This is a genomic window from Corallococcus macrosporus DSM 14697 (assembly GCF_002305895.1).
Classification (GTDB): domain Bacteria; phylum Myxococcota; class Myxococcia; order Myxococcales; family Myxococcaceae; genus Myxococcus; species Myxococcus macrosporus.
This window is the reverse complement of record NZ_CP022203.1, coordinates 8,796,338-8,809,181: the sequence shown is the minus strand read 5'-3', so window position 1 is coordinate 8,809,181 and position 12,844 is coordinate 8,796,338. Positions and strand designations below refer to the sequence as shown.

General features: G+C 73.0%; 12 protein-coding genes. 4 read left to right on the top strand and 8 right to left on the bottom strand.

The genetic code is table 11. From position 1 onward, the window contains the following. Nucleotides 1-14 precede the first annotated feature (14 nt). Nucleotides 15-593 (top strand): YceI family protein, encoded by a 579-nt coding sequence (locus MYMAC_RS35860; protein WP_013936972.1) that lies wholly within the window; start codon nt 15-17, stop codon nt 591-593. Continuing rightward, nucleotides 590-1,408 carry a QcrA and Rieske domain-containing protein gene (locus MYMAC_RS35855; protein WP_095961341.1) on the top strand — a complete coding sequence of 273 codons (819 nt, stop codon included), beginning with the start codon at nt 590-592 and terminating at the stop codon, nt 1,406-1,408. The genes MYMAC_RS35860 and MYMAC_RS35855 overlap by 4 nt, the downstream gene beginning before the upstream one ends. Before the next feature lie 72 nt (nt 1,409-1,480). Here the strand turns inward: MYMAC_RS35855 and MYMAC_RS35850 are convergent, their stop codons facing one another. The 6 genes from MYMAC_RS35850 to MYMAC_RS35825 all read right to left on the bottom strand — a co-directional run bounded on the left by MYMAC_RS35850 (nt 1,481) and on the right by MYMAC_RS35825 (nt 7,475). Further along, nucleotides 1,481-2,590, bottom strand: coding sequence for a CBS domain-containing protein (locus MYMAC_RS35850; protein ID WP_095961340.1), 1,110 nt, complete (start codon nt 2,588-2,590; stop codon nt 1,481-1,483). Between the two features lie 110 nt (nt 2,591-2,700). Further along, complete coding sequence (locus tag MYMAC_RS35845) at nt 2,701-3,825, bottom strand: ArsA family ATPase (RefSeq protein WP_095961339.1); 1,125 nt, start codon at nt 3,823-3,825, stop codon at nt 2,701-2,703. Then, entirely contained in the window at nt 3,822-4,766 is a 945-nt protein-coding gene (locus tag MYMAC_RS35840) for an ArsA-related P-loop ATPase (RefSeq protein WP_095961338.1), read from the bottom strand. Before MYMAC_RS35840 ends, MYMAC_RS35845 begins: the two co-directional genes overlap by 4 nt. A 138-nt stretch (nt 4,767-4,904) precedes the next feature. Next, nucleotides 4,905-6,125 carry an ornithine--oxo-acid transaminase gene (rocD, locus tag MYMAC_RS35835; RefSeq protein WP_095961337.1) on the bottom strand — a complete coding sequence of 407 codons (1,221 nt, stop codon included), beginning with the start codon at nt 6,123-6,125 and terminating at the stop codon, nt 4,905-4,907. Between the two features lie 139 nt (nt 6,126-6,264). After that, nucleotides 6,265-6,948 carry a hypothetical protein gene (locus MYMAC_RS35830; protein ID WP_095961336.1) on the bottom strand — a complete coding sequence of 228 codons (684 nt, stop codon included), beginning with the start codon at nt 6,946-6,948 and terminating at the stop codon, nt 6,265-6,267. A 218-nt stretch (nt 6,949-7,166) separates the two neighbouring features. Next, a complete protein-coding gene (locus tag MYMAC_RS35825) occupies nt 7,167-7,475 on the bottom strand; it encodes a hypothetical protein (protein ID WP_170114796.1) in 309 nt (102 codons plus the stop codon). Nucleotides 7,476-7,650: 175 nt separating this feature from the next. On the opposite strand from MYMAC_RS35825, the gene MYMAC_RS35820 reads away from it, so the two are divergent. Further along, nucleotides 7,651-8,604, top strand: a complete 954-nt coding sequence (locus MYMAC_RS35820; protein ID WP_204817262.1) for a TFIIB-type zinc ribbon-containing protein — start codon at nt 7,651-7,653, stop codon at nt 8,602-8,604. Next, complete coding sequence (locus MYMAC_RS35815) at nt 8,601-9,575, top strand: TFIIB-type zinc ribbon-containing protein (RefSeq protein ID WP_095961334.1); 975 nt, start codon at nt 8,601-8,603, stop codon at nt 9,573-9,575. The genes MYMAC_RS35820 and MYMAC_RS35815 overlap by 4 nt, the downstream gene beginning before the upstream one ends. 305 nt (nt 9,576-9,880) lie before the next feature. On the opposite strand, the gene MYMAC_RS35810 is transcribed toward MYMAC_RS35815, so the two are convergent. Beyond that, nucleotides 9,881-11,533, bottom strand: a complete 1,653-nt coding sequence (locus tag MYMAC_RS35810) for a serine/threonine-protein kinase (protein ID WP_095961333.1) — start codon at nt 11,531-11,533, stop codon at nt 9,881-9,883. Between the two features lie 57 nt (nt 11,534-11,590). Continuing rightward, nucleotides 11,591-12,760 (bottom strand): serine/threonine-protein kinase, encoded by a 1,170-nt coding sequence (locus MYMAC_RS35805; RefSeq protein ID WP_095961332.1) that lies wholly within the window; start codon nt 12,758-12,760, stop codon nt 11,591-11,593. Nucleotides 12,761-12,844: the final 84 nt, after the last annotated feature.

The following is a 12,844-nucleotide window of genomic DNA, read 5'->3' as shown; positions in this document are numbered from 1 at the left end:
CCCTGGAGGTTGACGTGATTGCTCGACGAATCGCCCTGATCGCCACCCTGGTGCTCGCGCTGCCCGCAGTCGCGCAGTCGCAGGCCCGCACGTATAACGTCAAGAAGGACGCCAGCTCGCTCACCTACAAGCTGAAGCACAAGCTGCACGAGGTCGTGGGCAAGGCGCCGCCCAGCGACGGCAAGGCCCGCCTGCTGCCGGATGGCACCCTCCAGGTGGCGGTGCGCGCCAACGTGAAGGACTTCGACTCCGGCAACGCCAACCGCGACGCGCACATGATGGAGACCACGGACGCGGCGAAGTTCCCCATCATCGACTTCAAGGGCGTGGCCACGGGCGTGAAGACGCCCAAGAGCTTCCCGGCGAAGGTGCCGGTGAAGGTGAAGGGCCAGCTCACCTTCCACGGTGTGAAGAAGACCGTGGAGATTCCGATGACGGTGGAGTTCAAGTCGGAGAAGGAGGCGGTGGCCGAGGGCACCTTCGACATCAGCCTGGACGCCTACAACGTCGAGCGCCCCTCGCTGATGATGGTGAAGGTGGATGACCTCCTGGTGCTGGAGCCCAAGCTGGTGTTCGAGGTGGAGGGGACGTGAGTTCGACGCGACGAGGATTCCTCAAGGGCATTCTGGGAACAGGCGCGGCGAGCGCGGCGGCCACGACGCTGCCGGGCTGCGCGCCGGACATCAACCCCGCTCCGGTGACGGACGTCACCGCCAGCGACGCGGGAACGGTGGACATCCTGGTGTCGCGCTATCCGGATTTGGAGCCCGTGGGCGGCGCGCTGACGGTGCGCGTCCCGGGTGAGCAGGTGCCGCTGCTGGTGGTGCACTCCAAGGATGACGGCGCGCCGGACGACTTCTCCGTGCTGTCGTCCCTCTGCACGCACGTCGGCTGCCCGCTGGGCTTCGACGGCAAGGACGTCATCTGCCCCTGCCACCTGTCGCGCTTCAGCGCCACGGATGGCTCGGTGCTCCAGCGGCCGGCCACCGTGCCGCTGCAGACCTTCGCGGCCGAGTACAACCCGAACACCGGTGTGGTGCGCATCAACCTGCGCGCGGGCCAGAGCGACTTCCCGCCCGCGGTGGACGGGCAGGTGGTACTGCCGTTCAGCGATTTCCCCCAGCTTCGCGGCCTGGGCGGCTCGGTGACGGGCGTGCCGTCCGGCTACGGCAAGCGCATCTTCGTGTTCCGCTTGCAGGACGGCTCGCTGTCGGCGGTGGACTCGGTGTGCACCCACGCCTTCTGTGAGGTGAACTACCGCGAGCAGGAGGCGGACCTGTTCTGCGCCTGCCACGCGTCCATCTTCACGAAGGACGGCGCGGTGACGCAGGGCCCGGCCACCATCCCCCTCAAGAAGTTCACCGTGTCCGAGACGGGCGACTCCGTGGTCCTCACCGGGGTGGCGTAGCCCGGCACGCCCGGAGCGGGTGGGCCCGCCGCAGGGCCCGCCCGTCCCGGAAGGCAGCGGCAGCGCCTCTCTTCAGCCGAGCCGGCTCCAGAAGGAGCGCTTCGAGGAGATGCGCTCCAGGGCCTGCTGCAGCGCCTCGTCGTGGTCGGCGCGCAGCGCGATGTCGCCCAGCGAGATGATGCCGACGATGCAGTCGTCGCGCTCCACCACGGGGATGCGGCGGAGCTGGCGGCGCCCCATCAACCCGATGACGTCATGGAGCGTGTCGTCCTGCGTGACGGCCTCCACGTCGTCCGTCATCACGTCGGACACGCGGAGCTGGTCGGGCGAGCGGCCCCCGGTGAAGGCGCGGACCACCAGGTCGCGGTCGGTGACGATGCCCACCAGCCGGCCCCGCTCGTCGACGATGGGGACGGCGCCGCAGGACTCGTCCTTCATGATTTGCGCCACCTCCCGCAGGGGGCTCTCCGGGCGCGCCGTGCGCACGTTGCGCGTCATCACCTCGCGGGCGGTGAGCGGCTCGTGCTGCCAGCGTCCGCGGCGGCCGCGGTCCTCCGCGCGCGTGTCCCGGCGGTACGGCGTGCTCGCCTCGTCGCGGCCCGGGCCGGCGCTCCGGTGGGCGTGGAGGGACGCGGCGTCGGACGGGCTCCGCTCCATCCGGTAGCGCGGGCGCGCGTCGCCATGGCGCTCCTCCCCGTGCGAGGCGCGGGCGCGCGCGTCGCGGGACTCCGCTTGAGGCGCCACGGTGCGCGGCGGCTCGTCGCCGCCGTAGCCGGAGCGGTCCCAGGGGCGGTAGTCGGCGCGTTGGCGGGACAGCTCGACGTCCTGTTCACCGGTGTCGTGCCGGGGCCCCCACCCGGTGGCGTAGTGGCTGTCCCGGTCATCCAGGCCGTAGGGGCCGCTGCCCTCCGGAGGCGCGCCGTACCCGTCCTGCCGAGGTCCGTCGTCCACCTGGGTGCGCGGCTGGGCCATGCGCATGGTGGCCGCGCGGTGGTAGCGGCCCTGCCGGGTGGAGGCTGCCTCGTCGCGGGCGGGGTTCCAGCCCGTGAGGTCGGACTCGGCGCGCTCGCGCGAGCCGGGTGGCGCCACGTCCGCCTCGCGGTGGGCGGTGGGCTCGGAGGGGAGCGTGCGCCGCGCGCCGTGGGTTTCGTCCCTGCCGTTGTCCGTGCTTCTGTGGGCCATGACTGTCCTCGGGCGAAGTCGGGTTCAAACTGCAACGCTGGTGTCGAGGCCGCGCGCCACCAAGGTGCGGGCGTCCAGGCGAGCGGGTGGCCGCCCCGTCCCGGCGCCCGTCAGCCCGCGGCCAGCGCGTCTCCCAGGCGCACCAGGCCGCTGAACTCCTCCAGCTCCGCGCCCGCGTCCGGCACGGCCACCGCGAGCGTCCCGGTGGGGAGGTGCTGGGCGAGGCGGTGGAGCAGGGCGCGGTGGGCGTTGGCGCGCTCCTGCTCCAGGGCGGCCAGGCGGGACAGGGCCGCCACGGCGTGCTCCGCGTGGCGGTCTCCCCCCGTGTGCTCCAGCAGGGCCTCCGGGGCCGCGAGCACGTCGTCATGGGCCCAGCTCCGGTTCAGCACGTAGCCGGCGAAGGGCAGGCCGCGCCGGGCCAGCGTCTCGCGAAACCAGGTGGCCTCGCGCAGGGAGGCGGGCTCGGGAGAGGTCACCAGCAGGAAGGCCGCGTCGGGTGAGGCCAGCCGGTGACGCAGCCGCTCCGTGTGCAGCCGCATGCCGGAGAAGAGGCCACCGAAGGCGCCGATGAAGCCGCGCATCTCCTGGGTGAAGCGGGCGCCGAAGATGCCCGCGAGGACGCGGTCCACCACCACCTGCGCGCCCTGCCACAGCCGCCCGCCGCGCGTGCGCCGCTCCGGGGTGAACAGCGACACGATGCGCTCATCCAGGAAGCGCGCCAGCCGGCCGGGCGCGTCCAGGAAGTCCAGCGCGTGCCGGCTGGGGGGCGTGTCCAGCAGGATGAGCTCGTAGCGGCCCTCCGCGAGGAAGTCGTCCAGGGCCTCCGCGGCGGCGTACTCCTGCACGCCCGCCACCAGCTCGGAGAGGAAGCGGTAGAGGCGGTGCTCGACGATGGCGCGCGCCGCGTCGGGCGAGGGCGCGAGCCGGTGCACCATCCGCTCGAAGATGGCGCGTGGGTCCAGCATCCACACGTCGAGCTGGCCGGGGCCCTGGGGGCCGTCTGCGAAGAGGCGCTCGGGGGGAATGGCGGTGGGCTCGGGGCCACTCTCCTGGAGGCCCATGGTCTCCGCGAGCCTGCGCGCCGGGTCGATGGTGAGCACCAGCACCCGGCGCCCCGCGCGCGCGGCGGCCACGCCCAGGGCCGCCGCCGTCGTCGTCTTGCCCACGCCGCCCGCGCCACACAGGACGATGATTCGCTTGTCGTCGAGCAGCCGCCGCAGGTCGCCCGCGCTCACGGCAGCGCCTCTCGCGGCAGTGCCTCCTCGGCGCGCGGCGCGAAGCCCGCCGCGAGCGCATCCACCAGCGCGGGGCCCGTGACAGGCAGCTCCGGCAGGGTGAGCAGCGGCGCGCGCAGCGCCCGCGACAGCCGCGCGGAGGCGGCCCGGGCCCGCTCGATTCGCGCCAGCGCGTGGCTCCCTTGATGCGGCCCATGCGCGGCGAGCAGCCGGCGCAGCGCGGCGCGTGACTCCGGCGTGAAGGGGTCCTCCGGCATCCGGTTGAGCACGGCCACCGACAAGGGCAGCTCCAGCCGGCGCAGCTCGGCGGCCACGGTGAGCGCCTCGCTGACGGGAAGCGGCTCGGGCAGGCTGGTGAGCACCACCGCCGTGCGCGCCGGGTCCTGAAGGAAGTCGAGCCCCTCGCGGACATCCCGCCCAATGGGCCCGCCGGGCATCAGCGACAGCACCCGCTGGGGCAGGGCGGCCAACGCCAGCGCGTGGCCCGTGGCGGGCAGGTCCACGACGGCCAGCGGGTGGACGAAGCGCCCATCCGGCCGGGTGAGCCGGAGCAGGGCCAGCATCTGGTACATCAGCCCCATCTCCCGCAGCGCCGGCCCGGCCTCCAGGAAGCGGCGCAGGGCGCGGGTGCGCAGCGCCGCGTCGGCCAGCCACCTCGCGGGCAGGGCGCGCTCCAGGAAGCGCCGGTGTCCCTCCGCCGCGGACAGCCGCACGAAGTGGAGCCCGGGGCGCACCCGCGTCACCCGGGGCCCCGCCTCACGCGCGCCCACCCGCCTCGCCAGCGGCGAGGGCCCCTCCTCCTCCGGCGCCAGCTCCGCCAGCAGCACGGTGCGGCCCGAGCGCGCCGCCGCCACGGCCAGCGCCGCCGCCAGCGTCGTCTTCCCCACGCCTCCCTTGCCCGACACGAGCAGGGCACGCCTCTCCCAGAGGGCTTCGAGCACCGGCCACCGTCCTGTCACAGCGCCACCGCCGCGCGCTGTCCCCCACACGGTGCGGAAGGTGACACGTCGGGACAACCGAGGCCCCGGTGCGGCGGCTCCGGGCACGCGGCCGCTCGCGTGCCCGGGTGGCGCCCGGGCCTACAGCGCCTCGATGACCTTCTGGATGCGCGCGAAGGCCCACTCCAGCTCGGCCTGGGTGACGACCAGCGGCGGCGTGAGCCGGATGACGGAGTCATGCGTCTCCTTGCAGAGCACGCCCTCCTTCATCAACGCCTCGCAGGCGGGCCGCGCGGAGATGTCCAACGCCACGCCCACCATCAACCCCCGGCCGCGCACCTCCACGATGTGGCGGTTCTTCAGCGTCTTCAGCATGGCCAGGAACGTCTCGCCCAACTCAGCGGAGCGCTCCACCAGCCGCTCCTCGCGCAGCACGTCCAGGGCGGTGCGCGCCACGGCGCAGCCCAGCGGATTGCCGCCATAGGTGCTGCCGTGCTCGCCCGGCTGGAGCACGCCCATGACCTCGTCATCCGCCATGACGGCGGACACGGGATAGAAGCCGCCCGACAGCGCCTTGCCCACCACGATGACGTCCGGCCGCACGTCCTCGTGCTGGAACGCGAACATCTTCCCGGTGCGCCCCAGGCCCGTCTGGATTTCATCCACCATGAAGAGCACCCGGCGCTGCTCGCACAGCTCGGCCACCTGCTTCAGGTAGCCGTCCCGCGGAATCAACACGCCGGCCTCCGCCTGGATGGGCTCCATCAGGATGGCGCAGGTGTTGGGCGTCATCGCGCGCCGCAGCGCCTCCACGTCGTCGTAGGGCACCACGGTGAAGCCGGGCGTGAAGGGGCCGAAGCCGTGCCGGTACTTCGGCTCGGTGGAGAAGCTGATGAGGCTGATGGTGCGCCCGTGGAAGTTGTTCGCGAAGACGATGACCTCCGCCTGGTCCTCCGGGATGCCCTTGACGGTGTGGCCCCACTTGCGCGCCAGCTTGATGGCCGTCTCACACGCCTCCGCGCCCGAGTTCATCGGCAGCGCGCGGCTCAGCCCGGACAGCTCCCGCAGGGCCTTGTAGAGGTGGGGGAGCTGGTCGTTGCGGAAGGCCCGTGACGTCAGCGTCACCTTCGCGGCCTGCTCGCGCAGCGTCCGCAGGATGCGCGGGTGGCAGTGCCCCTGGTTCACCGCCGAGTACGCGCTCAGGCAGTCCAGGTACTTGCGGCCCTCCACGTCATGGACCCAGCAGCCCTCGCCCCGTTCGATGACCAGGTCCAGCGGATGGTAGTTGTGCGCCCCATACCGCTCCTCCAGGTCGATGAAGTCGCGCGTGGAGAGGGCGGGGGCGGCGTGCTCGGTGCTCATGAAGTCTCCCTGGGGTGTCGGGTGGCGCGAAGCGGGGCATCGATTTCGATGATGTCCCGCCGCGTGTCCACCCTCCGCGCGTCCCAGACGGCGCTTTCGTTGAGCACCGCACCGCACCCACGCCGCGTGGCTCGCCGCGTCAGTGCACGGACCAGCGCTCCGCAATCTCCTCGCAGGCGAGCACCACGTCGCTCAACCGGCGGATGTGCGCCCGGGGCGCCGTGAAGATGGTGCCGGCGAAGACGTCCACCACCTGGATGAGGCGGTGGTCACACGGGCCCAGCGGGCACAGGTGCTGCTCGGTGAAGCGCTGGAGCAGCGTGCCGATGTACTGCCCGGACCGCTCGTCCAGCGGCTGGTGCTTGGAGAAATACAACTTCATCAGGCCCACGCGCGCGTTGCCATGTCTGTCCATGCGCTGGAGCACGACCTCCGGCCGCACGCTGATGGTGACGCCCGCCACCTCCAGCACCGGCGGCTCGGCGCCCACCGCGCTGATGAGCGTCTCCTCCAAGTCCAGCCAGGGCACCAGGTCAGCGAAGCGCTCCAGCGCCTCCGCGCAGAGCTGCAGCCGCTGCGCCTCGAACTCCGTCTGCGGCACGCTGCACGCGAAGCGGCGCTGGTGCTCGCGGAGGATGGACATGTCCAGGCCGCGGCAGAGGAAGTCCGTGATGGCATACGACGCCTCCGGGTAGCGCAGATACTGCTGCTCCGGCGGGTGCTTCTGGTCGTGGATGATGCGCTTGCGGCGCGCGGGCGTGGCGACGAGGTACTCGCCCAACTTGTTCACGGACACACGCGGCAGTTCACGGATTTCCGCCATGGAATCGCTCCCCCTGGGTGCTGGCGAATGAGCACACGGTACAGAGGGGGGCTGACACGCATTGGCGGGCGTGCGTGCTTGAAATCAGGGAGGTGACGGGCGGCGTAGGTCAGGACTGTGCGGCGTGACGCGCCAGGGCGGATGGCGCGGCCGGGACGGGCCGGGAGGGGTGGCCGCTCTGGAAGGCAGGGCCCTCCGAGCGGCCCCTCGAACCGGCTCTACTCCCTGCGAGGTTCACCGTCGGGATAGGCGCTCCAGTAGGTATCGGGCAGCGGGTTGGTGCCAGCGTCGCTGCGCGGACCATCCCCATCCCCAATCTCATCCAGGATGGCGCCCGGCGTGCGTTCCGTCGGGTCGATGGTGTGCATGCGTTGCGTATGCTCAGTCGACTCAGCGGTGTCCGCCATGGTGCGCTCCTGTTCGTTCTCGTCTGGCGCCAGAGAGGGGGGCTGCGTTTCATCCGTACGGCCGTAGTAATCCTCGGGTGGCTGGATGCCCGGCTGTCGCTGCTTGTCGCGCTGAGCCATGATGAATTCCCTCCGCACACTACGTTCGTGACGACGCGGGCCGGCTGCAACGGGGCCAGCGGGCATGCAAGCCTGGAGGGCAGGCGGGCGGGCCTCCTGGGGCTCGCGGGACCTGGCGCGGGCGCCTCGCGCCACGGGATGGACGCGCCCGCCCAGGTGCGCCAAGACTCGCGCGATGGCCGAGCAATCCCAACAGACGCAGTCCTCCATGGCCGGGCTGCTGCTCCACCTGGAGTGTCAGTCCTGTGGCGCGCGGCTGGTGCTGGAGCCCGCGCTGCGCACCACGCGCTGCCCCTACTGCGCCGCGCCCGCGGTGGTGGAGCGGCCGCCGGTGCCCGGCGTCCCCGAGCCCGTCTTCGCGCTGGGCTTCGCGCTCACGCACACGGCCGCCCAGGAGCACGTGGCGCGGTGGTTGCGCTCGCGCAGCCGCTTCACGCGCTCGGGCATCCGCTCCGCGGCGCCGGGCGAGGTGCGGGGCGTGTACGTGCCCGCGTACCTCTACAGCGTGCTGGCGCAGGCGCGCTACCGGGCCTCCATTGGTGAGAACTACCAGGAGACGGAGACGTACGCGGTGACGGACGAGGACGGGAAGACGCACCTCCGCACGCGCACCGTGACGCGCGTGGAGTGGCGCCCGCTGGAAGGCGAGCTGGCCAGCTACGTGGCGGACGTGCTCGTCACCGCTTCCAAGGGCCTGGAGAACGCGGAGCTGGAGGCGCTGGAGCCCTTCGACCTGCGGGGCCTCGCCCGCTACACCCCGGCGCTCATCTCCGGCTGGGTGGCGGAGGAGCCCTCGCTCACGCTGGCGCGGTGTCAGGCGCAGGCCCGGAGCGAAGCGGTGGACCGCGTGCGCGGGCTGCTGTCGCGCTTCATGCCGGGGGACTCTCACAAGGACCTGGTGCACCAGTCCCGGCTGGACTGGGAGGCGCTGGACGTGTGCCTGCTGCCCGTCTGGGTGCTGGCGGTGAAGTACGCGGAGGACGCGCCGCCGCTGCGGGTGCTCGTCAATGGGCAGACGGGGGCCGTCCACGGCAAGGCGCCCATCTCCCCGTGGAAGGTGCTGGCCGCCGTGGTGACGCTGCTGGCGGTGCTGGCCATGGGTGGGTGGTTCATGGGAGGCGGGCGATGAGCGCCGAGGCGGTGAGGGTGGCGCCCTGCCGGCGCTGTGACTGCGCGCTGGAGGCGGAGGACCTGCGCTGCCCCATCTGCGGGTTGACGGCGCCGCCTCCGCCTCGCGCCGCCGTGGAGCGCGCGCGGGCCCGCGTGGTGCGCTGTGACAGTTGTGGCGCGGCGGTGGAGTACTCCGTGGAGGCGAAGGCGCCCCGGTGTGACTACTGCGGCTCCGTCACGCATGTGGAGACGACCGCGGACCCGGTGGAGCAGGCGCAGCACTGGCTGCCCTTCACCGTGGGCACCGAGGCCGCGCGTGGCGCGCTGATGGCCTTCCTGGGACGGGGGGGCTTCTTCCGGCCGTCCGGGCTGGCGCAGGAGGCCTCGCTCGCGTCGTTGCGGCCGGTGTGGTGGCCGGCGTGGATGTTCGATGCGGGCGTGGACGTGAGCTGGACCGCGGATTCGAACGCGGGCTCGACGCAGCGGGCGGAGTGGGCGCCACACGCGGGCCGGACGCGCTTCGACTTCGAGGGCATCCCGGTGCCGGCCTCGCGCGGGTTGACGGTGAAGGAGTGTGAAGCGCTGGCGCCCCACTACCAGCAAGGCTCCGCTCAGGACACGCCGCGAGGGTCCGAAGGCGCGCACGTCGAGCGCTTCGAGGCCACGCGCTCGGGCGCCCGGCGCAGCATCCTGCAGGCCGTGGAGCGCCTGGCTCGCGAGCGGCTTCAGCAGGGTGTCATTCCGGGCTACCGCTTCCGGAACATCCACGTCGCCGTCGCGCTCTCCAGCCTGCGCACCCGGCGGCTGGCCCTGCCCGTGTATGTGCTGGCCTACCGGTACAGGGACAAGCCGTACCGGGTGCTGGTGCACGGGCAGGACACGAACGTGGTGCTGGGCGAGGCGCCCATCTCCGCGTGGCGCGTGGCCGCGGTCATCCTGGCCGCGCTGCTGGTGCTGGTGGGGCTGTTGTACGGCGCCGGCATGCTGTGAGGGGACGGCGGCCGCGCGTGCCGTGGCGCCGCGAGCGGAGTCGCGGCGCGGCGAGCGGAGTCGTGGCGCGGCGAGCGGAGTCGTGGCGCGGCGAGCGGAGTCATGGCGCGGCGAGCGGAGTCGTGGCGCGGCGAGCGGAGTCATGGCGCCGCGAGCGGAGTCGCGGCGCGGCGAGCGGAGTCATGGCGCGGCGAGCGGAGTCGTGGCGCGGCGAGCGGAGTCGCGGCGCGGCGAGCGGAGTCGTGGCGCGGCGAGCGGAGTCATGGCGCGGCGAGCGTGCCGTGGCTCCGCAACCGTCACGGTGTTCAGGGCTTCTCTGGTGCCGTGCCGGAGGACTCTGGCGATGCAGGAGTCGAGGGCGACGCGTCGTCGGAAGGCGCAGTCTCCGCTGCGGGCTGTGCGTCGGGGCGCGCCTCGGCTACCACCGGCGTGGCACGCGCCTCGGAGGCGTCCGGAAGCGCTCCGGTTTCCGAAGGCGGACCGGCGGGGTGGCGCTCATGCCCAGGATCCGCTGCCGTGGCGGCGGGCTCCGTCTCCGCTGTCGTGGCGGCGGGCTCCGTCTCCGCGGCCGTGGCGGCGGGCCGAGTGGCGAGCCCCGCTTCCGCGGCCGTGGCGGCGGGCCGAGTGGCGGGCCCAGAATCCGCGGCCGTGGCGACGGCCCGCGCGTCCGCCGCCGGTTCCCCCGCCTCAACCGCCGTGGCGGCGGGCCGCGCGTCCGCCGCCGGCTCCAGCGTCTGGGTGATGCGCGCCTCCAGCGTCAGCTCGGCCACCTGGGACAGCCGGACCGCGGACCCCGCGGCCTCTCCCAGCGGCGTCTCGGACGAGGGCTCTCCGGCCAGCGCCGCCTCCTCCACGGTCAGCCCCTCCGGGTGCAGCCCTCCCTCCAGCAGCTCCGCCTGGTTCCGCCGCACCGTCGCCTCCACGGCGGCCTGCTCCACCTCCCGGGCAATCGCCCGCCGTCCCTCGTGGAACTCCTGCGTCCCCAGCCACGCGCGCAGCGCCTCCGCCATCTCCGCGCCCGTCTGGAACCGCTCCGACGGCTGCTGCCGCAGCGCCCGCTGCACGATGACCCGCAGGGGCTCCGGCACGCCCGCGGCCAGCCGCTCCACCTGCTCCGGTCCGACCTGGGCCATCCGCGCCGCCACCTCCTTCACGGGCATCCACGTGGGCCCCTGGGCCTGAAGGTCCAGCGGGTCCGGCTCCAGCACCGGCGCCACGTCATCCACCATCAGCGGGTGCCGGCCCGTGAGCAGCTCCAGCAGCACCAGCCCCAGCGAGAACAGGTCCGACCGGGCGTCCACCTGCCGCCGCCGCAGCGCCTCTGGCGACGCATACGCGATGTCGCCCTTCACCAATTCGCGGCTCGTCACCTCGCGCCCGGGGAGCGACGACGCCGCCACCGTGAAGTGGGTCAGCTTCACCTCGCCATGGACGCCCACGCGGATGTTCCGGGGGCTCACGTCCCGGTGGACGATGTTCAGCGGCCGGCTCCACTCGTCCGTGAGGGCGTGCGCGTGGTTCAGCGCCTCCGCCACCTCCGCCGTCACGTGCGCCGCGAACTCCGCGGACAGGGGCCGCCGCCGCATGGCCGCCAGGTTCAACACCGTGTCCAGCGACCGCCCCTCCACGTACTCCATCACCACGTGCGGCGCGCCCCGGTACAGCTTCAGCAGCAGCACCTTGGCGATGGCGGGGTGGTTGAGCCGGAACGTCAGGTCCACCTCCTCCACCAGCCGCCGGCGCTCCACGAAGGTGGCCGGGTTGCGCAGCCGCTTCACCACCACCGGGCCGCCCAGGCCGTTGCGGTAGCGCCGCTGCGCCAGCATCAGCAGCTCCCCGGTGGAGCGCATCTCCAGCTTGCGGACGAACTCGAACACCGTGCCGGCCACGGTGAACAGCACGCGCGGCCTGCGCGGGCCTCCAGGAAGCTCCTCCGTCGTCGTGTCGGGCGTCATCATGGGCTCTTGGACCTCTGAGGTTGGATGCAAGGAAAGGGGTTGTCCGGCCTGGGGCGCTCAGCGCCACGCGCGCAGCGCGGCCCAGCGCCGCTTCAGCGCGCCCAGCCACCGCCGCCACCCGGGGCGCGCGTGGGCCTCCAGCGGGGCCCACGGTGAGGCGGGCTCCGTGGGCGGCGCCAGGGTCGCGGGCGGGCGGGCCCGCTCTGGAGCGCGCATCCAGCGGCGCAGCTCCCGCGCCTCCTCGTCCCCGTCGAAGAACTCCAGGGCCTCCTCGGTGACGGCGTCCTCGGGCGCCCGGGGCGGGAACAACGGCGCGTCCCAGGACGCGTCCGCGCCGTCCAAGGCCGCGCCCAGCGCGTGGAACAGCGCCGCGCCGGAAGGCGGCCGGCCGGCGGCGGAGGGCGACAGCAGGCGCTCCACGATGCCGTCCAGCGCCACCGGCACGCGCGGGTTGTGGACGGACGGCGGGAGGAAGCCCCCGGCCTCGATGCAGGCCAGCAGGCCGGCGGGCGGCAGGGACGCCGGATAGGGGAAGCTCCCGGTGAGCACCTCGTAGAGCACCAGCCCCAGCGAATACAGGTCATCCGTGGGCGCGAACGCATAGCGCGCACCCGACGGGCGCGGCTGGGCCCAGAAGCGCAGCGCCTCCGGGCTGCGGTAGCTGGGCGTGCCCGGGGGCAGGGTGTCCTCGGTCAGCACGGGGGAGCACGCGTGGTCCCCCGAGCCGAAGTCCACCAGCACCGGCTGCCCGTCCGACGCGCGGATGATGATGTTGTTGCCCTTGATGTCGCGGTGGAGCACGCCCGCGCGGTGGATGGCGTCCAGCGTGAGCGCGAGCTGCTGGAACACCTGCACCGCGCGCCGCGGCGTGGGCGCCTCGGACAGGGCCCACTCGGACAGGGTGGGGCCCTCCACGTAGCCCATGATGAGGACCAGGTAGCCATTGCGCGCGTCCGGCCACCGCCGGTAGCCCAGCAGCTCCACGACGTTGGGGTGCTCCAGGCGCATCAGGACGTGGACCTCCTTCCACGTCCGGGCGTCCGCGCCGGGCGCGGCCTCCTCCGAGGGGCCCTGGAGCGCGAACTTCAGCGCCACCTGCCGGTGCGTCTCCGACTCGGCCAGGAAGATGGCGCCGAAGCCGCCGGTGGCCAGCCGCCGGATGATGCGGAAGGCACCCACCTCCTCTGACTCCTGGAGCATCAGCGGGTGCAAATCCTCTCCGGGCATCACGGGTGGGCTCCCATCGGACCCTGGAGGTCCAAATCAGACGAGGTTCCAGCGGCTGTCATTGTGGGGGGCGTCATGATTCAA

Coding starts and splice junctions, on each gene's coding strand:
- MYMAC_RS35850 (WP_095961340.1), bottom strand. CDS start 2,590: ATGGCCCACAGAAGCACGGACAACGGCAGGGACGAAACCCACGGCGCG.
- rocD (WP_095961337.1), bottom strand. CDS start 6,125: ATGAGCACCGAGCACGCCGCCCCCGCCCTCTCCACGCGCGACTTCATC.
- MYMAC_RS35830 (WP_095961336.1), bottom strand. CDS start 6,948: ATGGCGGAAATCCGTGAACTGCCGCGTGTGTCCGTGAACAAGTTGGGC.
- MYMAC_RS35825 (WP_170114796.1), bottom strand. CDS start 7,475: ATGGCTCAGCGCGACAAGCAGCGACAGCCGGGCATCCAGCCACCCGAG.
- MYMAC_RS35820 (WP_204817262.1), top strand. CDS start 7,651: ATGGCCGAGCAATCCCAACAGACGCAGTCCTCCATGGCCGGGCTGCTG.
- MYMAC_RS35815 (WP_095961334.1), top strand. CDS start 8,601: ATGAGCGCCGAGGCGGTGAGGGTGGCGCCCTGCCGGCGCTGTGACTGC.
- MYMAC_RS35810 (WP_095961333.1), bottom strand. CDS start 11,533: ATGATGACGCCCGACACGACGACGGAGGAGCTTCCTGGAGGCCCGCGC.
- MYMAC_RS35805 (WP_095961332.1), bottom strand. CDS start 12,760: ATGCCCGGAGAGGATTTGCACCCGCTGATGCTCCAGGAGTCAGAGGAG.